The 19,414-nt window shown below is 60.5% G+C and carries 15 protein-coding genes, 1 tRNA gene and 1 pseudogene; 13 read left to right on the top strand and 4 right to left on the bottom strand.

Translation table 11 applies throughout. From position 1 onward, the window contains the following. The first annotated feature begins 37 nt into the window (after positions 1–37). The 7 genes from NKH57_RS24745 to NKH57_RS24775 all read left to right on the top strand — a co-directional run bounded on the left by NKH57_RS24745 (position 38) and on the right by NKH57_RS24775 (position 9,457). Entirely contained in the window at positions 38–679 is a 642-nt protein-coding gene (locus NKH57_RS24745; RefSeq protein ID WP_352948116.1) for a c-type cytochrome, read from the top strand. Between the two features lie 157 nt (positions 680–836). After that, positions 837–2,714, top strand: coding sequence for an extracellular solute-binding protein (locus tag NKH57_RS24750; RefSeq protein ID WP_352727095.1), 1,878 nt, complete (start codon positions 837–839; stop codon positions 2,712–2,714). After that, positions 2,714–4,582, top strand: coding sequence for an extracellular solute-binding protein (locus tag NKH57_RS24755; RefSeq protein WP_352948120.1), 1,869 nt, complete (start codon positions 2,714–2,716; stop codon positions 4,580–4,582). Before NKH57_RS24750 ends, NKH57_RS24755 begins: the two co-directional genes overlap by 1 nt. Before the next feature lie 30 nt (positions 4,583–4,612). Further along, on the top strand, positions 4,613–5,713 hold the full coding sequence (locus NKH57_RS24760; protein WP_352948122.1) for a microcin C ABC transporter permease YejB: 1,101 nt from the start codon (positions 4,613–4,615) through the stop codon (positions 5,711–5,713). Then, the gene (locus NKH57_RS24765; protein ID WP_352948125.1) at positions 5,713–6,858 is read left to right on the top strand and encodes an ABC transporter permease; all 1,146 of its coding nucleotides are present in this window, start codon (positions 5,713–5,715) and stop codon (positions 6,856–6,858) included. Before NKH57_RS24760 ends, NKH57_RS24765 begins: the two co-directional genes overlap by 1 nt. Next, entirely contained in the window at positions 6,855–8,486 is a 1,632-nt protein-coding gene (locus NKH57_RS24770) for an ABC transporter ATP-binding protein (protein WP_352833154.1), read from the top strand. Before NKH57_RS24765 ends, NKH57_RS24770 begins: the two co-directional genes overlap by 4 nt. 29 nt (positions 8,487–8,515) lie before the next feature. Then, on the top strand, positions 8,516–9,457 hold the full coding sequence (locus tag NKH57_RS24775) for a 2-hydroxyacid dehydrogenase (RefSeq protein ID WP_023758169.1): 942 nt from the start codon (positions 8,516–8,518) through the stop codon (positions 9,455–9,457). Here the strand turns inward: NKH57_RS24775 and NKH57_RS24780 are convergent. Then, the gene (locus tag NKH57_RS24780) at positions 9,454–9,816 is read right to left on the bottom strand and encodes a hypothetical protein (protein ID WP_352948128.1); all 363 of its coding nucleotides are present in this window, start codon (positions 9,814–9,816) and stop codon (positions 9,454–9,456) included. The two genes, NKH57_RS24775 and NKH57_RS24780, sit on opposite strands and share 4 nt — an antisense overlap. 117 nt (positions 9,817–9,933) lie before the next feature. Beyond that, positions 9,934–10,847, bottom strand: a pseudogene (locus NKH57_RS24785) (class I SAM-dependent DNA methyltransferase). Positions 10,848–10,952: 105 nt separating this feature from the next. Here NKH57_RS24785 and NKH57_RS24790 point away from each other — a divergent pair. The 3 genes from NKH57_RS24790 (at position 10,953) to NKH57_RS24800 (ending at position 14,502) form a co-directional block, all read left to right on the top strand. After that, on the top strand, positions 10,953–11,963 hold the full coding sequence (locus NKH57_RS24790; RefSeq protein WP_352948130.1) for a ligase-associated DNA damage response exonuclease: 1,011 nt from the start codon (positions 10,953–10,955) through the stop codon (positions 11,961–11,963). A 4-nt stretch (positions 11,964–11,967) separates the two neighbouring features. Next, entirely contained in the window at positions 11,968–13,569 is a 1,602-nt protein-coding gene (locus tag NKH57_RS24795) for a cisplatin damage response ATP-dependent DNA ligase (protein ID WP_352948132.1), read from the top strand. A 114-nt stretch (positions 13,570–13,683) separates the two neighbouring features. Further along, positions 13,684–14,502 (top strand): isocitrate lyase/PEP mutase family protein, encoded by an 819-nt coding sequence (locus tag NKH57_RS24800; protein WP_352948135.1) that lies wholly within the window; start codon positions 13,684–13,686, stop codon positions 14,500–14,502. A 52-nt stretch (positions 14,503–14,554) separates the two neighbouring features. On the opposite strand, the gene NKH57_RS24805 is transcribed toward NKH57_RS24800, so the two are convergent. Continuing rightward, complete coding sequence (locus NKH57_RS24805; RefSeq protein ID WP_352948138.1) at positions 14,555–15,709, bottom strand: hypothetical protein; 1,155 nt, start codon at positions 15,707–15,709, stop codon at positions 14,555–14,557. A gap of 313 nt (positions 15,710–16,022) precedes the next feature. On the opposite strand from NKH57_RS24805, the gene NKH57_RS24810 reads away from it, so the two are divergent. From NKH57_RS24810 to NKH57_RS24820, 3 genes are all read left to right on the top strand, one after another. After that, a tRNA-Thr gene (locus tag NKH57_RS24810) sits at positions 16,023–16,098 on the top strand. Between the two features lie 146 nt (positions 16,099–16,244). Next, on the top strand, positions 16,245–17,189 hold the full coding sequence (locus tag NKH57_RS24815) for a hypothetical protein (RefSeq protein WP_352948141.1): 945 nt from the start codon (positions 16,245–16,247) through the stop codon (positions 17,187–17,189). Between the two features lie 399 nt (positions 17,190–17,588). Continuing rightward, positions 17,589–18,275, top strand: coding sequence for a hypothetical protein (locus tag NKH57_RS24820; RefSeq protein WP_352948143.1), 687 nt, complete (start codon positions 17,589–17,591; stop codon positions 18,273–18,275). A gap of 153 nt (positions 18,276–18,428) precedes the next feature. Here the strand turns inward: NKH57_RS24820 and NKH57_RS24825 are convergent, their stop codons facing one another. Next, positions 18,429–19,328: a DUF2806 domain-containing protein gene (locus NKH57_RS24825; protein WP_352948146.1), complete on the bottom strand. Its 900-nt coding sequence runs from the start codon at positions 19,326–19,328 to the stop codon at positions 18,429–18,431. Positions 19,329–19,414 lie beyond the last annotated feature (86 nt).

Raw genomic sequence — 19,414 nt, forward strand, 5'->3', positions numbered from 1 at the left:
GACGGTTCGGTCCGCCGGAAAAGGGAGCAAGGGGCGTATGGATTCCAACGAAGTCAACAAACTGCTCGCCGGATTGCTCGGAACCGTTTTCGTCGTCTTCTCGGTCGGCATTGTGTCCGACGCGCTGTTTGCCTCGCCGGCTCCGGAAAAGCCCGGTTTCGCCATCGAGGCCGCCGAGCCAGCCGAAGGCGGCCCGGCCGCGCCTGCCGCCGAAGCCAAGCCGATCGCCGACCTGCTGGCCACCGCCAATGTCGAGCAAGGCGCTGCCGTCTTCAAGAAATGCCAGGCCTGCCATTCCGGCGAAAAGGGCGGCCCCAACAAGGTCGGCCCCGATCTGTGGGATCTCGTCGACCGCCCGGTGGCCGAGCATGAAGGCTTTGCCTATTCGGCCGGCATGAAGGAATTTTCCAAGGGCGGCACCGAGAAGTGGACTTACGACAACATCAATCACTTCATCACCTCGCCGAAGAAATTCGTTAAGGGCACCGCCATGGGCTTCGCCGGCCTGCCGAAGGACGAGGACCGCGCCAACGTCATCGCCTATCTTCGCACGCTGTCCGACAATCCGAAGCCGCTGCCTGCGCCAGGCGCTGCCGCCGACGCAACCGCGCCCGCCAAGCCGGCTGAAGGTGCCGCGCCGGCCAAGCCGGCCGCACCCGCACCGGCGCCCGCTCAATAGTCGGATATCCATCTCGACGACCTTGAAAAAGCCGGGTTCAGCCCGGCTTTTTCGTTAGGAAAACCGCATATGCGGCGACAAAGCCGCGCATGGCGGTTTTCACGAGCGCCAAATCGTCTAGATTGTCCATGAACGGGCATTGCGAAGAGGATAGTGCATGACGGTTGGCCGAACGCTTCTCAAGTCGATGCTGGCGGCAGCCCTTCTGGCGGCCGGATTGCAGACGAGCCGAGCGGACGAATGGCGCACCGCCTCATCGCTGATCGGCGAGTCCAAATACGGCGACAACTTCCAGCACTACGACTACGTCAACCCGAACGCGCCCAAGGGCGGCACGTTGAATTCGGTGGTGCTCGGCACCTTCGACAGTTTCAATCCCTACATCGTACAGGGATCACCGGCCGCCGGCCTGGTCGGGTTCGGCGGTGGCCTGCTCTACGATACGCTGATGGAACAGGCGACCGACGAAGGCAGCACCAGCCACCCGCTGATCGCCGACGCCTACAAATATCCCGCCGACTATTCCTCGGCGACCTACCGGCTGGACCCTCGTGCCAAATGGCATGACGGCCAGCCGATCACCGTCGACGACGTGATCTGGTCGTTCCAGGTACTCAAGGCGAACAGTGCGCAATACAGCCGCTACTTCGAAAATGTCACCGATGCGGTGGCGATTTCGGACCACGAGGTCGAGTTCCATTTCAACCAGAAGGGCAACCGCGAACTGCCCAAGATCATCGGCGATCTTGCAGTGCTGCCGAAACATTGGTGGGAAGGCACCGATGCCAATGGCAAGAAGCGTGACATCACCAAGCCGACGCTGGAGATTCCGCTCGGCTCAGCCGCCTACAAGATCGCCAGCTTCAAACCGGGCTCGGAAGTCATCTGGCAGCGCGTGCCGGACTATTGGGCGGCCAAGCTGCCGGTGAAGATCGGCCGCGAGAATTTCGATACGCGGCGCTTTACCTACATACTCGATGACAATGCGGCCTGGTTGGCCTTCACCAAGGGCGGGCTGGAAGACCTCAACCGCGAATTCAGCTCGCGCAAATGGGCGACAGCTTATGATTTCCCGGCGATCAAGGCCGGCGACGTCATCAAGAAGGTCTTCGAGAGCCACTCGCCGCAGCCGATGCAGGCATTCGTGCTCAATCAACGGCGGCCGCTGTTCCAGGATCGCCTGGTGCGCGAGGCGCTGACCTATCCGTTCGATTTCGAGTCGATGAACCGAACGCTGTTCTTCGGTTCTAATACCCGTACTTCAAGCTATTTCCAGGGCACCGACCTGGCGTCGAGCGGTTTGCCGCAAGGCAAGGAACTGGAAATCCTGGAAAAGTACCGCGACAAGCTGCCGCCTGAACTCTTCACCCAGCAGTTCAAGCTGCCGGTCTACGATTCACCGCAAGCGGAACGGAAGTACCTCAAACAGGCCGTCGACCTCTTCGCCAAGGCCGGCTGGGTGATCAAGGGCGGCAAGATGGTCAATGCCAAGACCGGCGCTCCCTTCAAGTTCGAGATCCTGGGCTGGAACGACACCGACCAGGTGATCGCCAGCCCCTATATCGCGAATCTGCGCAAGATCGGCGTTGATGCCACGTTGCGCATCATCGACCAGACGCAATACATCAACCGCGTCAACCATTTCGAATTCGATGTCGTCACCGGCCTGTTCGGCCAGTCCGATTCGGCCGGCAATGAGCAGCGCGATTTCTGGAGCTCGAAGGCCGCCGACACGCCCGGTTCGCGAAATCTGATGGGCATCAAGGATCCGACCGTCGACGCATTGGTCGACCGCGTCATCTTCGCCACCGACCGCGAGGATCTCGTCGCCGCCACTCATGCGCTCGACCGCGTGCTGCTGTGGAATTTCTATGTCGTGCCGCAATATCATCGCTCGGCAATATGGGTGGCCTACTGGAACAAATTCGGCATCCCCGAAAAGCAGCCTGCCTATTCCGGCTATGATCCCGACTCCTGGTGGATCGACATCGACAAGGAAAAGGCGCTGGCGGCCAAATACAGGGGCAGCAATTGATGGTGGGCCTGCCCCGCCGCGATTTCCTGGCGCTGGGCACTGCTGCCGCTGCCGCCGCCATGCTGCCGGGCAAGGCCTTCGCCGACATTGCGACCGGCGTGAAGCTGCACGGCTTGTCCGCCTTCGGTGATCTCAAATACAGCCCGGATTTCACCCATTTCGACTATGTGAATGTCGATGCGCCGAAGGGCGGCATCTTCAACTTCTCGCCGCCGAACTGGGGCTACAACCAGAACACGCTGACCTTCAACACGCTGAACTCCTTCACCCAGAAGGGCGATGCGCCGCCGCGCATGGAGATGTGCTTCGACGCGCTGATGGTCAGGGCTCTGGACGAGCCGGACGCCCTCTATGGGCAGCTCGCCGACGGCGTGACGGTTTCCGACGACCGCAACAGCTTCGAGTTCTCACTGAGGCCGCAGGCGCGCTTCCACGACGGCACGCCGCTGACGGCAGAGGACGCCGCCTTCACCTTCAAGCTGTTCAAGGAAAAGGGCCATCCCGACTTTTCGCTGTCCTTGATCCACCTCGACGAGGCGGTCGCCGTCGATCAGCACACGCTCAAGCTCAATTTTTCCGGCAAGCAGTCCGCCCGCACGGTGCTCAATGTCGTGGAGTTCCCTATCCTGTCGAAGGCCTTCTACACGGCCAACCCGTTCGACTCCTCGCAACTGAACCCGCCGCTCGGCTCCGGCGCCTACAAGATCGGTCGCTTCTCGGCCGGCGCGTGGATCGAATACGACCGGGTGGCCGACTATTGGGGCCGCGACCTTCCGGTCAATCGCGGCATGAACAATTTCGATACTATCCGGATCGAGTTCTACCAGAACCGAATGGCCGGCTTCGAAGCGTTCAAAAAAGGCGAAATCACCTACCGCGAGGAATTCACGTCGCGCGTTTGGGCGACCGCCTACGACTTTCCGGCCCTGACCGCTGGCAAGGTGGTCAAGCACGAATTTCCCGCCGAGAAACGGCCGACGATGCAGGGAACCGCCGTCAACCAGCGACGCGAGCAATTTCGCGACGCGCGCGTGCGCCAGGCGATCGCTCTCTGCTTCGATTTTGAATGGACGCGGCGCAACTTCTTCTACGGCTCCTATGAGCGCTCGCAGTCCTGTTTCGAGAAGTCGGACTTTCGCTCAGAAGGACCGCCGTCGTCACAGGAACTGGCTCTGCTGGAGCCGTTGCGCGCACAGCTCCCAGCGGAGGTCTTTGGCGAGGCGGTAAGCCAGTCCCCGTCCGACGGCTCCGGCCGTGACCGCAAGCTGCTTGGCCAGGCAGCGAAGCTTCTGGCTGCGGCCGGCTGGAAAAGGTCGGGCGATTTCGTTGTCAACGACAAGGGCGGCCGACTTTCGGCCGAGTTTATGGTCGACGACGATACCTTCGTCCAGGTCTATTCGCCCTGGGTCGCCAATATGAAGGCGATCGGCATCGACGCCACGATCCGGCTGGTCGATTCGGCGCAATACCAAGCCAGACAGGCGACGTTCGATTTCGATCTGCTGTCGGCCGCTTTCTCATTCAACGCCACGCCGACTCGCGACGACCTCGAAACCTTCTTTCATTCAAGCACGGCAAAAGTGTCCGGCTCGCGCAACCTGCCGGGCATCGCAGATCCTGCGATCGACAAACTGATCGACGCCGTCGGCGCGGCCAAGGATCGGGAAAGCCTGACCGTTGCGATGCGGGCGCTCGATCGGGCCTTGCGCGCACGGCGCGATTGGATTCCAAGTTGGTTCCTGGCGAATCACCGAAGCGCCTTTTGGGATATGTTCGGCTTTCCCGAGCAGAAGCCCGATTTCGGCTTTCCGGTCGAGGCGCTGTGGTGGTTCGACAAGGGCAAGGCGGCAAAAATTGGCAAAGCCTGAGATATCAGTCCAACGAGGACAGAAAGCCTGATGGGCGCCTATATCCTGCGCCGCATCCTGTTGATGATCCCGACGCTGTTCGGCATCATGGCGATATCCTTCGCCGTCATCCAGTTCGCCCCTGGCGGGCCAGTCGAGCAGGTCATCGCCAGGTTGACCAACCAGGGCGGCAGCGACCGCCTCGGCGGTGGTGGCGGTGGCGACGCGGGCGGCAGCGCCAATTTTGACGTTGCCGGCGACGTCAGCTCGAAATATCGCGGCGCGCAGGGCCTCGATCCGGAATTCATCAAGAAGCTGGAAAAGCAGTTCGGCTTCGACAAGCCGCCGCTCGAGCGCTTCGGCATGATGTTGTGGAACTATATCAGGTTCGATTTCGGCGACAGCTATTTCCGCGACATTTCGGTGCTCGACCTGATCCTCGAAAAAATGCCGGTGTCGATCTCGATCGGCCTGTGGATCACGCTTCTATCCTACCTGATCTCCATCCCGCTCGGCATCCGCAAGGCCGTCAAGGACGGCTCTACGTTCGATGTCTGGACCAGCGGCGTCGTCATCGTCGGCTATGCCATCCCAGGCTTCCTGTTCGGCATCATGCTGATGGTGCTGTTTGCCGGCGGGTCCTTCTGGGACTGGTTTCCGTTGCGCGGCCTTACCTCGGACAATTGGGATCAGCTGTCCTGGTGGGGCAAGATCGTCGATTATTTCTGGCACATGACCTTGCCGCTGACGGCGCTGGTGCTGTCGGCCTTCGCCACCACGACGCTGTTGACCAAGAACTCGTTCCTGGAAGAGATCCGCAAGCAGTATGTGGTGACGGCGCGGGCAAAGGGCCTTTCGGAGCGGCAGGTGCTCTACGGCCACGTTTTCCGCAACGCCATGCTGATCGTCATTGCCGGTTTTCCCGGCGCCTTCATCTCGGCCTTTTTCACCGGCTCGCTGCTGATCGAGAACATCTTTTCCCTCGACGGCCTTGGCCTGCTCGGCTTCAGGTCGGTGGTCGAGCGCGACTATCCGGTCGTGTTCGCCAACCTCTACATCTTCTCGCTGCTCGGGTTGTTCGTTGGGCTGCTGTCCGACCTGATCTACACCTGGGTCGATCCGCGCATCGATTTCGAGCGGAGAGACGTCTGATGTCGGATGCTACTGCCCCCGCGGGAGCGACGCCGCAGCGGATCGCGCGGCCCTGGCTGTCGCCGCTCAACAAGCGCCGCCTGCAGAACTTCAAAGCCAACCGGCGCGGCTACTGGTCGCTATGGATATTCCTCGTCCTGTTCGTGCTGTCGCTGTTTGCCGAGTTCATCGCCAACGACAAGCCGATCATCGCTTCCTACAAGGGCGAAATCCTGTTTCCGGTGCTGGTCGCCTATCCCGAGGAAAAGTTCGGCGGCTTCTATGCCGTCACCGACTATCGCGACCCGGTCATCCAGGATGAGATCAACGCCAATGGCTGGATGATCTGGCCGCCGGTGCGGTACTCCTACCAGACCGTCAACAACGCCATTCCTGAAGCAGCTCCCGCCAAGCCGTCCTGGGAGTACGACGCCAAGATGCGATGCAACCAGTATCCGCAAGGTCCGGCCGATCCGGCCTGCATCGTCGGCAACTGGAACTGGCTCGGCACCGACGACCAGGCGCGCGACGTGCTGGCGCGCGTCATCTACGGCTTTCGCATCTCGGTGCTGTTCGGCCTGATCCTGACTGCCGGCTCGGCACTGATCGGCGTCGCGGCCGGCGCCGTGCAAGGCTATTTCGGCGGCTGGACGGATCTGCTGTTCCAGCGTTTCATCGAAATCTGGTCGGCGATCCCGGTGCTCTATCTCCTGCTCATCATAGCCGCCATCCTGCCGCCGGGCTTCTTCATCCTGCTCGGCCTGATGCTCCTGTTCTCCTGGGTAGCGCTGGTCGGCGTGGTGCGGGCCGAGTTCCTGCGCGCCCGCAACTTCGAATATGTCAACGCGGCGCGCGCGCTCGGCGTACCCAACCGCACCATCATGTTCCGGCACCTGTTGCCCAACGCAATGGTGGCGACATTGACCTTCATGCCGTTCCTGCTCTCAGGTTCGATCTCGACGCTGACTTCGCTCGATTATCTCGGCTTCGGCCTGCCGCCCGGCTCCGCGTCGCTCGGCGAACTGCTCAAGCAGGCGCAGCGAAACCTCAACGCGCCGTGGCTCGGCATTTCGGGCTTCATCGTCATCTCGCTGATGCTGTCGCTGCTGGTCTTCGTCGGTGAGGCGACGCGCGATGCCTTCGATCCGCGCAAGACGTTCAGATGAGCGGAGCCCCCCTGCTCAGCGTACAAGACCTCAGTGTCGCCTTTAGCCAGGGCGATGGCCAGTCGACGGCTGTCGACCACATCTCGTTCGACATCGCCAAGGGCGAGACGGTGGCACTCGTCGGCGAATCCGGCTCCGGCAAATCGGTGTCTGCGCTGTCGGTGCTGAAGCTGTTGCCCTATCCCAGTGCCAGCCACCCCTCGGGAAAGATACTGTTCCAGGGCGCCGACCTGCTTGCGATGAGCGAGAAGCAGTTGCGGCAGGTGCGTGGCAACAAGATCACCATGATCTTCCAGGAGCCGATGACCTCGCTCAATCCGCTGCACACGATCGAGCAGCAGATCGTCGAGATCCTGAAGCTGCATCAGGGCATGGCCGACCGCCCGGCCAAGGCGCGCACGCTGGCCTTGCTCAACGAGGTCGGCATCCGCGATCCGCAAAAACGCCTCGATGCCTATCCGCACCAGCTGTCCGGCGGTCAGCGTCAGCGCGTCATGATCGCCATGGCGCTGGCCAACGAGCCCGAATTGCTGATCGCCGACGAGCCGACGACGGCGCTCGACGTCACCGTGCAGGCGCAGATCCTCGAGCTGCTGGCCGGCTTGAAGAGCCGCAAAGGCATGTCGATGCTGTTCATCACCCACGATCTCGGCATCGTGCGCAAGATTGCCGACCGGGTCTGCGTGATGACCAAGGGAAAGATCGTCGAGACCGGTCCGACCAAGGAGATTTTCGCCAATCCGCAGCATGCCTATACAAAACATCTGCTGGCGGCCGAGCCGAAGGGCAAGCCGCCGGCGGCCAATGCCGCCGCCAAACCAGTGATGACGGGCAAGGACATAAAGGTCTGGTTCCCGATCAAGCAGGGCTTCTTCCGCCGCACCGTCGACAATGTGAAGGCGGTCGACGGCATCGATGTCACCGTGCGGGCCGGCCAGACGCTCGGCGTGGTCGGAGAATCGGGGTCAGGCAAGACGACGCTCGGCCTGGCGCTGGCGCGCATGATCTCCTCGACCGGAGCCATCCAGTTCAACGGGCGCGACATCAACCAGCTCACCTTCAACGCCATGCGGCCGCTCAGGCGCGAGTTGCAGATCGTCTTCCAGGATCCATTCGGCTCGCTCAGCCCGCGCATGTCGATCGCCGAGATCATCGAGGAAGGCCTGAAGATCCACGAGCCGAAGCTGTCGCCCGACCAGCGCGACGACAAGGTGGCGGCCGTGCTGAAGGAGGTCGGCCTCGATCCGGCGACGCGCAACCGCTATCCGCACGAATTCTCCGGCGGCCAGCGCCAGCGCGTCGCCATCGCGCGCGCCATGGTGCTCAACCCGCGCTTCGTCATGCTGGACGAACCGACATCGGCGCTCGACATGAGCGTACAGGCACAGGTCGTCGACCTGTTGCGCAGCCTGCAGGCCAAGCACGACCTCGCCTATCTCTTCATCAGCCACGATTTGAAGGTTATCCGCGCGCTCGCCAACGACGTCATCGTCATGCGCAATGGCAGGATCGTCGAAGCCGGCCCTTCCCGGCAGATTTTTGAAAATCCGCAAACCGACTATACTCGGGCGCTGATCTCGGCCGCCTTCAAGATAGAAACGGCGCCGGTCGGCATCGTCAGCGAGTAATTTGCGTGCAGAGGGACTAAAAGATCGCAATGGAAAAAGGCCGCATCCTGCTTGCCGTCACCGGCTTCAATCCGCAGCGCTGGCGCGAACTCCTGTCGGCCGAACGCGAGGTGGTGCTGGAACCGGACGGCGCCAGCGATCCTTCGATCACCTATGCGGTGGTGTGGAAGCAGAAGCCGAACCTGCTGGCCTCGCTGCCCAATCTGCGCGCCATCTTCTCGATCGGAGCGGGTGTCGACCACATCTTCGCCGACCCCGGGCTGCCCGACGTTCCGATCGTCAAGGTCGTCGCCGGCAACCTCACCCAGTACATGACCGAATACGTCGTCTGGCGGGTTCTCGACCATCACCGCCAAGGCCTGCTTTACCGGTCGCAGCAGTCGAAGAAGATCTGGCACGAGCCGCAGCAAAGGCCGGCCGGCGACATTTCCGTCGGTATCATGGGCCTCGGCAGCCTCGGCCGCGCGGCAGCCTCGGTGCTGCTATCGCTCGGCTTTGCCGTGAACGGCTGGTCGCGCAGCGACAAGGCTATGGAAGGCGTGGCGACCTATTCCGGCGAGGCCGGATTGATCCCCTTCCTCAAGGCGACTGACATCCTTGTCGTACTTTTGCCGCTGACGCCGGACACCAAGGGCATCATCAACTATGGCGTGCTGAAGGAATTGCGGAAGCGCAACGGCCTCGGCGGCTCGGTGCTGATCAATGCCGGACGCGGCCGCCTGCAAAAGGACGCCGACATTTTGCGGGCGCTGGATGACGGCACGCTGAAGGAGGCGAGCCTTGACGTGTTCGAAGTCGAGCCGCTGCCGAAGACCAGTCCTATGTGGGGACATCCAAAAGTGTTCGTCACGCCGCACGCGGCAGCGACTTCCGACCCCGTCCATCTGGCGCCGATCATGCTGCGCCAGATGGACGCCTTCGAGCGCGGCGAAAAGCTCGACAATCTGGTGGACCGCAAGGCGGGGTATTAGCCAGGCAACGCCAATTTCTTCTGCTTGTCCGGTTGGCCGCACTGGCGGCGATTGATCGACCGGTTCATGGCATCGATCTCGCCGCTCGCCTGGTCGGTATCGCGCTTGACCTTGGAGCGCATGTCCGGCGTGAACGGGCCGAAGCCCATCGCCGGGTTGGAGAATGTCGGCTTGGCCGTCGTCGGAAGGTTGTATTGCTGCGCCAACCCGTTGCGCTGTGCTAGCAACTGATCGCACGGCACGCTGTCATACTGCAGGGACGACTGGATGTTGGCGTCCTGGCGTTCCGACATCGAGGTGCCGCCAACGCAGCCGGCTGTCAGCACGCAAGATGCCAAGATCATCATGTTCCAGCGCATCGAGATGCTCCTCCTGATATCGCGCCCTGATCCGACCAGATCGCAAATATCAGTCGCGCATGCAAATCGGACTTTTTTGGCAGCACGAATATTTGTGAGGCCGGCGAGACAGTATCCTCAAGCGGCCGGCAACTTGCCCGCCACAACGACCAGCCCGTTGACGGGTTCGCGCCGGTCTTGCCTGATCACGGTCGTTTCCAGCGACAGGACCGAAAATCCGTTGGCAGCCAGGACGTCACGCACATAGTGTTCCGCATGTGCGTAGCGGCGCGACGGCTGCAAGGCAAAATCGCCATTTCCGGCCAGCCCCTCGACGGAAACGCAAACAGGCCGTCCTTGGCCAGCAAGCCGGCAATCGTCCTCACCGCGCCATCGAGCGCACCGACATAGATGAAGACATCGGCCACAGTCACCAGATCGGCCGGGCCGGCATGGACAAAATCCCGCAGATCGGCCTTGCCCAGGACATCGTAGACGCCCTTCGTCCGCGCCTTTCTCAGCATCCTGGCCGAAATGTCGTAACCCTCGAGCCGATCGACGATCGGCCGCAGCCTCTGCCCCATCAAGCCGGTGCCGCAGCCGAGATCGAGCGCCAGCGCGAAGCGGCTCGGCCTCGCCGCTCGAATGGCCTGGTCGAGCACCTCAGGCAGCCGGTAGCCCAGTCTATCGACCAGCGATTCATCGAAGCTCTCGGCATAGTGGTCGAACAAAGTCTCGACGAAGGCGCTGGGCAGCGCGACGAGCGCCGGCGCCTTGCCGATCAATTGAAGGTTCAGGGCGGCGCCTTGTCGATCCGATGGATCGAGTTGCAGCGACATCGTCCAGGCCCGTGCTGCCAGATCCGGCGCGCCCGCCGCCTGCTGCATTTCGCCGAGACGAAACCAGCCCATCGCCCATTGCGGTGTCATTTCCAGCGCGCCGAGCAGCAATTCAGCCGCTGCCGCGTGAGCGCCATCCGCATGGAGCATCTCGGCATATTCGGCACGGCGATCGGCGTTCAAGTCGCCGGACGAGGCCTGAAGCGGTTTCATGGCGGTTGGTCCTGTCGGCGGATCGAGCCAGCGGTGCTGTATGCGGGAGTCAGCAGTCACTTACAACAGGCTTCCCGCGGCGGAATTATATCCTATCTTGCGACCATGCGCGCCAGCGACTTGCTTCATCCCCGGCCCGAGGGCCTTTATTGCCCGCCAGGCGATTTCTTCATCGACCCGGTGCGGCCGGTCAACCGCGCGTTGATCACGCATGGCCATTCCGACCACGCGCGTTCCGGCCATCGCTCGGTGCTGGCGACGCAGCAGACGCTCGACATCATGGGGCTGCGCTACGGCGAGGATTTTGCGGGAACGACGCAAGCAGCGCGGCTCGGCGAGACGATCGACCTCGACGGCGTCAGCGTCAGCTTCCATCCAGCGGGCCATGTGCTGGGCTCGGCGCAGATATCAGTTGAGCATCAGGGCACGCGCATCGTCGCCTCCGGCGACTACAAGCGGCAGAGGGACGCCACCTGCGCGCCATTCGAGCCGATCCGGTGCGATGTGTTCATCACCGAAGCGACCTTCGGCCTGCCGGTATTCCGTCACCCACCCGACACCGAGGAGATCGCTCGCCTGCTGAAATCGGCGGCACAGTTTCCCGAACGCTCGCATCTGGTCGGCGCCTATGCGCTGGGCAAGGCGCAGCGGGTGATGCGGCTGTTGCGCGACGCCGGCTACGACCGACCGCTCTACATCCACGGCGCACTGGCCAAACTCAGCGAATACTACCAGAGCCAGGGCATCGACCTTGGGCAGTTGGAGCCGGCAACCGTCGAAAGCGGCGGCAAGGATGATTTCAGTGGCGCCATCGTCGTCGGCCCGCCATCGGCCTTCGCCGACCGCTGGGCACGGCGCTTTCCCGATCCGATCTCGTGCTTTGCCTCGGGCTGGATGCGCATCCGCCAGCGTGCCAAGCAAGGCGGCGTCGAACTGCCGCTGATCATCTCCGACCATGCCGACTGGGACGAACTGACCGCCACCATCAAGCAGACCGGAGCTGAGGAAATCTGGGTGACGCATGGCCGCGAGGAAGCGCTGGTGCGCTGGTGCGAACTCGAAGGCATCGCCGCCCGGCCGCTGCACCTGGTGGGGTACGAGGACGAGGGCGATTGATGGCATGAACCGCTTCGCCGAACTTCTCGATCGCCTGGTGCTGACGCCGTCGCGCAACGGCAAGCTGACCTTGCTGACCGACTATTTCCGCACCGTGGAGGATCCCGATCGCGGTTTGGCGCTGGCGGCCATCACCGGCGACCTCCACATCGCGGCGGTCAAGCCGGCGATGCTGCGCACGCTGGTCACCGAGCGCATGGATCCGGTGCTGTTCGGCTATTCCTACGACTATGTCGGCGATCTTGCCGAAACGGTGTCGCTGGTCTGGCCGCAAACGCCCGGAAACATCCCGAACCGCGAGCCGACGCTGAGCGAGGTCGTCGCCAAACTGCAGGCGGCAAGCCGTTCCGACGGACCGAAGGTGCTGGCAGGGCTGCTCGATAGCGCCGGCATCTCGGCCCGCTTTGCCATCATCAAGCTGGTCACCGGCGGCCTGCGCATCGGCGTGTCGGCGCGGCTGGCCAAGCAGGCGCTGGCGGATTTCGGCAAGGTCGATGTCACCGAGATCGAAGAGCTTTGGCATGGCCTGTCGCCGCCCTACACAGCACTGTTCGCGTGGCTGGAAGGCAAGGCCGAAAAGCCCCGGAGCACGGCGATGGCGTTGTTTCGCCCGGTAATGCTGTCGAACCCGGTGGGCGACGGCGATCTCGAAAAGCTCGATCCGGCCGATTATGCGGCCGAGTGGAAATGGGACGGCATCCGCGTCCAGGCGGTGGCCGAAGGCGGCATCCGCCGGCTCTATTCGCGCACCGGAGACGATGTTTCGGGTGCCTTTCCCGACCTTGCCGACGCCATGCTTTTTTCCGCGACGCTCGACGGCGAGCTGTTGGTCGGCGATCCCCGAGAGGCGACGGGGACATTCTCGGATCTGCAGCAGCGGCTGAACCGCAAGACGGTTACCGCGAAGATGCAGCAGCAGTACCCGGCCTTCATGCGCTGCTATGATGTGCTGCAGATCGGCGACGAGGATTTGCGCGCGCTGCCGTTTCGCGAGCGCCGCGGCCGCCTCGAAACCTTCGTGAAGACGCTCGACCCAAGCCGGTTCGATCTGTCGCCGTTCGTCGAATTCTCGGACTGGCATGCGCTGGAAGAACTGCGGCGGGTACCGCTGCATCCAATCATCGAAGGTGTCATGCTGAAGCGCTGGGACTCAGCCTATGTCGCCGGCCGGCCGAAAGGCCCTTGGTTCAAGTGGAAGCGCGATCCGCACACTGTGGACGCGGTGCTGATGTATGCGCAGCGCGGTCATGGCAAGCGCTCGAGCTTCTATTCGGATTATACGTTCGGTGTCTGGTCCGGTCCCGAAGGCGAGGAGGAGCTGGTGCCGGTCGGCAAGGCCTATTTCGGCTTCACCGACGAGGAGTTGAGGCAGATCGACAAATATGTACGCGACAACACGGTCGAGCGTTTCGGCCCGGTGCGCTCGGTGCGGGCCGACCGCGACAACGGCCTTGTGCTGGAAGTCGCCTTCGAGGGGCTCAACCGCTCGACCCGGCACAAATCCGGCGTCGCCATGCGCTTTCCCCGCGTATCACGGCTGCGCTGGGACAAGCCAGCCAACGAGGCCGATCGGATCGAGACGCTGCAGGCCCTGCTCGACCGCTAGAACCCCGTACGCAAGACGGCTTGGCTTGAAATCCGACTTAAACGCAGGCGGAAAGCGATTGCTTTTGTGATCATTTGCTCCCAGCTTGATCGCCCATTCCAGCTAGGAGCGCATGTGATTTCTCGATCCGAAAAGGTTGAACGCTTTCGTGCTCTTCATAAGTCCGGCTGCTTCCTGATCCCAAATCCTTGGGACGTTGCCGGCGCCCGGATCATGGTCGGCTTGGGCTTCAAATCGCTCGCGACGACATCGTCGGGCTATGCGTTCTCCAAAGGCAGGAAGGACGGGGCGTTGGAGGTCAGTCGCGATGAGAGCTTGGCATACGCTGGCGAGATAGCGGCTTCGACCGATGTTCCGGTCACAGCGGATTTGGAGGACGGCTACGAAGACACTCCCGAAGGTGTTGCCGAGACTGTTCGACTCGCTGCGGAGGCTGGACTGGCGGGGTTTTCCATCGAGGACAGGCAGCCGAATTCCGATTTGCCTATACGCGATTTTGATAGCGCGGTCGCGCGGGTAGCTGCCGCGGCCGACGCTGCGCGAAAGTACAACATCGTGTTTACGGCCCGCGCCGATGGGCTCGGCAAAGGAGTATATGATCTCGAAGAGACAATTCGCCGTCTCAAGGCTTTCGAGGCTCTAGGTGCCGAGGTCCTCTATGCACCTGGTGTGCCAGACTTGGCCTCGCTCCAGAAGCTTTGCCGGTCAGTCAGCGCTCCGGTAAATCATGTGCTCGGTCAAGGTGTGTCCGGATTGACCTTCGACCAAATTGCGGGGGCGGGTGTGCGGCGGATCAGCGTCGGTGGCTCGCTTGCCCGAGCAGTCGGCGGAGTGCTGCTGAACATGTGTCGGGAAATGACGACGGGCGACTTCACCGCGCTGGAATGCGCTCCGGCCTGGGGTGATCTACGCAGCCCCAAGCCGGTCCCGTAGGTTCGGAAAGACGGTCGATCCGCCCATGGCGATATCTCGTCAAGCTTCGGGCTTACGGCTCGACCGAAACACGGATTTCGTAGATGTCGGCGGCCTTGCCCTGCTTGTCGAAGTCGGAATTGATGGCGATGGTGCCCGCAGAGCCGGGACGCTTGTCGGGAAACTTCACGTCGAACAGATATTCGTTCTGCTGCTGGCCAACCGCGTAGCGCTTGCGGCCGCAATCGCCCAGTTCGCCGAAATTGCAGTCGACGGAAACTTGCGTCTCCTTGCCTTCCTCGGAACGGGCAATGATGTCGAACACGGCATGTTTGCCGGCGAGCTTCTCCAGCACGCCTTGCCCGACATCGAAGCTGATCGCCGAACCGGACGCTCCGGAGCGTATGCGCAGGAACGAGCCGGTATCGTCCTTCATCACCTCGGCCTTGGCGTCGGACGGGGCGCTGACATGCGACGCGTCTGTCGGCGAAAACACGTTGATCCAGTCGTGCGCCTGATCCGCGGCACCGGGCTTTGCCGGTCCGCCGGGCGGTGTGAAATCGTCGTCGTTGACGGTCGGCGGCGCCTGCGGCGGGGCGGTATCGAGTTGCGCCTGTGTCTTGAAGACGCCGGTCTGTACGGCGAAGAACAGGCCGATGCCAACAGCGGCAAGCAGCGTCACGGTCAGGAAGATGGCGGTCAGCGGCAGGCGACGTCCCCTTATGCGCCGTTCATCGCGATCGGGCGCCACTTCCGCCGCGGCACCGGCCGAGGCCGGAGCCGACATGTCGATGGACGGGGCGTCGGGAAGGGCAGCGTCCGGCATGATATCGGGAACGACGGGCAGCACGCGCGAGCGCGGCGCATCTGAGGCAGAGCGCGGCGCATCCGAGGCGGATTGCACAGGCCCGTCGACGACAGCGGGTGCCGATGGCTGTTGGCCGGCCTCGACCGCTGGAGCGGAGTCCGCACCAAGCTCGACCGCCGGGGCGTCGCCCTGCGGGCCGACATCCGACACCGCCGGCAGGAACTCGGATTCGATTTCGGTGATTTTCGCCTGGATCGCCTTCCGGCGCTTGATGGCGAGTTCCACGGTCACGTCCGGATTGGCCTTTAGCGCGCGATCGAGCGCGGAAAAAGCCGCGCGATAGACCCTTTCGCGGAATGCGCGGTCCTCGGCATTGCCTTTCTCCAAGGCGTTCCGGATCGCTTTTTCGATCGCGTCCAAGCGGGTCCCTCTGTCCGTTCGCCAACCTTGCCGTGATCGTTAGCCGCAGGCGGCCAATCAATCAACGGGCGAACGGCGCATTCTGCCTTGGAGAGGTGTGCAAAGTCCATTGCGGCGCTGTTCCGGCAACGAAATCAGCATGTTTCATCGATTTGCGCGCGCCGGAGGCGCGCAGCGACCGATTTGCGAACAACGCGGCGGCGGGGCTTTCGACGACGGCATGACACGCTCACATGAATCGCCAAGTCGCATCTTGAATTCGCCGCCGGTTGCGTCTATCAACCCCCGCATCTTGGAGGCTCTGGCCTCCTGGGCCGCTTTAGCTCAGTTGGTAGAGCACCGCATTCGTAATGCGGGGGTCGCGTGTTCGAGTCACGCAAGCGGCACCAAAAACTCCCAACAATTAGAATCGCTTGCGCTGGGTTCGCTCGCGAAAACTTATTTGGCTTGGCTCCCAAATAAGGAAAACCTCGTGTTGGCTTCGGCTAGTCAACTCTCACAGGGATCGTTAGGTTGAGCCACCTGGGGGCATTAGTTGAAATTTTTCCTTTCCATGTGGAGAGCTTTTCGATCTTGGTGGTTTGACACTGTTAGCGGTGCCGGCCTGGGCCTGTCCAATTTGAGTGAAACCATTCGATGGTCGTTCATCGCGAACTTTGGTCAGTCCCCTGCTGTCCGGTTGACGATACTGATTCCCTTCATAGGGTATTTGATAATTTTCAATCAAAACCTCCAATCGTACGTAGGTTTGGTTTTCGATAGAATTGAGTACGTATCAATCCCGCAATCTTCCTCAGGAGAGCATGCCACCCTGCGATTTTACAACCTATATTTTGGATTGCTGTTTCTCGGAATTGGGTCATTTCTCTATACTATCTTTGCTCCACGACAGATCAAGCAGCACCCTCTCGTTGCTGACTACGTCAAGTACATGGATTCGATCGTCACCGAGAATCTTACCCGAGCGAGTTTGAACAATTTGCTTGGAATATTTATGAGTTCAAATGACGATGAACAGCGGCACCCAATGTATGGGGTGCCGTCGCTCAGTTTTCCAAGCGAGATCTCCTCCCTCACACACGCCTTTATAAGGTCAGTCTACCTCAAGTCGGAATGGGCAAGGGATCCGCCAGAGTCGGAGCCCAGCGATGATTCAGAACAGGAGGAATTCCCGGAAGACGAGGCGTATCTGGCCGACCTATATACGGGAACTGGACACCTACTGACCAATGTTATCGTTGAGAGAATGTATGCGAGCCGACGATTTGACTTGTACTTCGTCGATTCTATGTTCACATCTGCTCTCCAGAACAGCAGAGACGTTTTCGTGCTTGAACATCAAGCTCTCGACTGCTCGAACTTCCTGGGAAGGGCGGTTGTCGCCACTTTCTATGCCTTCGGCTTCTCCATCCTGTTTATCCCAACTGCGAAGATCACGTTCGCCATTGTGAAAGCATTGTATCTGGGTGAGGCGGCGTAACCTACAGGCGGCCAAAGCCTTCGCCTGTAGCGCGACAAGCATGCGCTTCGCCCCAAGTGTGTGGGCGGCGCGAAGCTTGCTGCTGTGCTGGGTCCAGCTAGTGCGAGGAATAAAGCGCATAGACTGCGGCCAAGTACGACAGGGCAATCATCAGGTAGGCAATCTGGAGAGATGTCATCTGGGCTGAGTCCTTGGTTTTAAAAGGACTCCCTAGATACTCCCGTTTCAGGCACGTTCGCGGCAGAGTTCCTAAAATGTGATCATGGTGCTCGCGATTCACAGCTCGCCGGCTCTCGCCGCCGAAGGCGCGTCGCCCCAGGTGTGCGGGCGGCGCTGTTGCCGCAATTTAAAGGCCTGCTTAGATGGGTGGCCTGCCGTTTCGGGGCGCGGGGGATTGCGATGTCATTCAAATATAAGCTGGCCGAGATCCTGTTGCGTTGGATAAGAATCCTGCGTTCAAAGCAAGATGTGAGCTCATATGATCGATACAAGCAAATTGAAGCGATTACAGAGCGGCTAGAATCTGAGAAGGAGTGGCTTTCAAAACTGACTGTGCCTCCGTTGGACAGTGATTATCTGCTGATTGGAAAATTCATTCAGATCTATGCCGTCACCGACCTCAGTGCACGAAGGGTCGTTGATGCAATGAAGTCAATTGCGCTGGGTCCAGACAAATGCAATGCGTCGACGCTAAATGACAAAGACGTTCTTGACCACATTGAGAATATGACTGCCGACTGGGCTTGGGATGAAAAAGTAAAAGACGCAGTTGTTCGTGCGCTTATGACGCTGAAGATGCATCGTACTCATCGCCATAAATTTGCCCATTGGGTGGTGCGCCGGTTCGTCTATGACGACGTTCTCGTAGCTCTCACTATGAATGCGAAGCAAGCCAGAAATAACCAAGCGCCACATCAACCCGGCCGCGCGACCTTTGGCATATTTCACACAGCCGACATCATGTCCGAGATGGTGAAGCTACAAGCCCACAGTGACAATCTGTCGAAGGTAGCTGTCCACCTTGAGACAAACGCATCGCGGCTTCGCGGTGTATCTCGGACAACTGCCAGTCGCTCTACAACATAGAAATTATGTCCTAAGCCTGTTTCGTCCATCAAGGACGTGTCAGACAGGAGTACAGGACATGCGTAAGAGCAAAGTCGAAGCCGCTGCCGCAACCCCAGCGGAGAAGCCGCAGACCGTGCTTAAGATGCTGAATGCCGATCCCGTGTGCGCCCGCTAATGCTCGTCGTAGACGATATCCATACGAAGGCCTTTCGCCTCAAACCCGGCACGCAAGACATCTAGATGCGCGGCGGATACCTTAGCCTTCAACATTGAGACTAGCTCTACTCCCAAAGGAGAGAGCTCCACACCACTTCCAATGTCATAACAGCCATCGGCATGCCTCGCAGGTCGGATGCTACCCTCAACGGAAGTAACTCTAATCTTTTGATCTGCTACATAGAATTCTATCTGGTCGTCTCGAATTTTCTGATTAATTGGAGCTGCCCAGCCATCTTCAACGAACACGCCAATAGAGCCGAAATGTCTCTGCCGGAGCGGTTCGTGAATTGATCTGAGCTGGGCAGAAATGGCATACATAAGAGGCTTGAGGTCATCCCCTTCAAATGAGATCGAGCAAATTATTGCATACGCAGCTTCGATATCTGATGTAGTTGTTCTCACAACAAATTGCGCAAGTCGTTCTAAATCTCTCGCCTCGTCACCACTCAAAGTCGAAATAACGTCAAGAGTTCTCATACTAAAGCAAGATCCGGATAGCGTCTTTCTCGCAAGGACTAGACCAAAAAACGACTGTACGTTTTCATTTGATATGTTTTCGGCAATGCGCCAGAATTTGTCGATCCAATCGTAATCAGGAGGAAGCGTTTCTTCGGCCTTTTTCGATTGGTCTAGATTGGCCTGCTCAATCGAGAGCCAAGCTACTGACTCACGATTCCTTTGCCGTGTTATGGCGTCAGCGACCAGTTTTACCTCTGCCCTTTGGCCAAGCGATAACTCGATCTGCCCTGACGGATAGCCCTTGGCCTCGAGCGCCGCAGCCCAGTCATTAAAGTTTGCGATTTGGGCTTGGGTTTCCCGCCGACTTTGCCATGGTCCGAGCGCCTTCCCCACGCCTAGAGCGGAATGAATTGAGGCTGAATCGGCGTGGGATTCCCTTAGGCGTGCAAATCTGATTCAACCTTCATGCTGGGCAAGGA

It is taken from the genome of Mesorhizobium sp. M1050 (assembly GCF_040318715.1).
Taxonomy (GTDB): Bacteria; Pseudomonadota; Alphaproteobacteria; order Rhizobiales; family Rhizobiaceae; genus Mesorhizobium.

What these genes read in the sequence shown, in the direction of transcription:
- NKH57_RS24765 (WP_352948125.1), top strand. Translation starts at nt 5,713, where the DNA reads ATGTCGGATGCTACTGCCCCCGCGGGAGCGACGCCGCAGCGGATCGCG.
- NKH57_RS24790 (WP_352948130.1), top strand. Translation starts at nt 10,953, where the DNA reads ATGCGCGCCAGCGACTTGCTTCATCCCCGGCCCGAGGGCCTTTATTGC.
- NKH57_RS24760 (WP_352948122.1), top strand. Translation starts at nt 4,613, where the DNA reads ATGGGCGCCTATATCCTGCGCCGCATCCTGTTGATGATCCCGACGCTG.
- NKH57_RS24755 (WP_352948120.1), top strand. Translation starts at nt 2,714, where the DNA reads ATGGTGGGCCTGCCCCGCCGCGATTTCCTGGCGCTGGGCACTGCTGCC.
- NKH57_RS24745 (WP_352948116.1), top strand. Translation starts at nt 38, where the DNA reads ATGGATTCCAACGAAGTCAACAAACTGCTCGCCGGATTGCTCGGAACC.
- NKH57_RS24820 (WP_352948143.1), top strand. Translation starts at nt 17,589, where the DNA reads ATGTCATTCAAATATAAGCTGGCCGAGATCCTGTTGCGTTGGATAAGA.
- NKH57_RS24795 (WP_352948132.1), top strand. Translation starts at nt 11,968, where the DNA reads ATGAACCGCTTCGCCGAACTTCTCGATCGCCTGGTGCTGACGCCGTCG.
- NKH57_RS24780 (WP_352948128.1), bottom strand. Translation starts at nt 9,816, where the DNA reads ATGCGCTGGAACATGATGATCTTGGCATCTTGCGTGCTGACAGCCGGC.
- NKH57_RS24775 (WP_023758169.1), top strand. Translation starts at nt 8,516, where the DNA reads ATGGAAAAAGGCCGCATCCTGCTTGCCGTCACCGGCTTCAATCCGCAG.
- NKH57_RS24750 (WP_352727095.1), top strand. Translation starts at nt 837, where the DNA reads ATGACGGTTGGCCGAACGCTTCTCAAGTCGATGCTGGCGGCAGCCCTT.
- NKH57_RS24770 (WP_352833154.1), top strand. Translation starts at nt 6,855, where the DNA reads ATGAGCGGAGCCCCCCTGCTCAGCGTACAAGACCTCAGTGTCGCCTTT.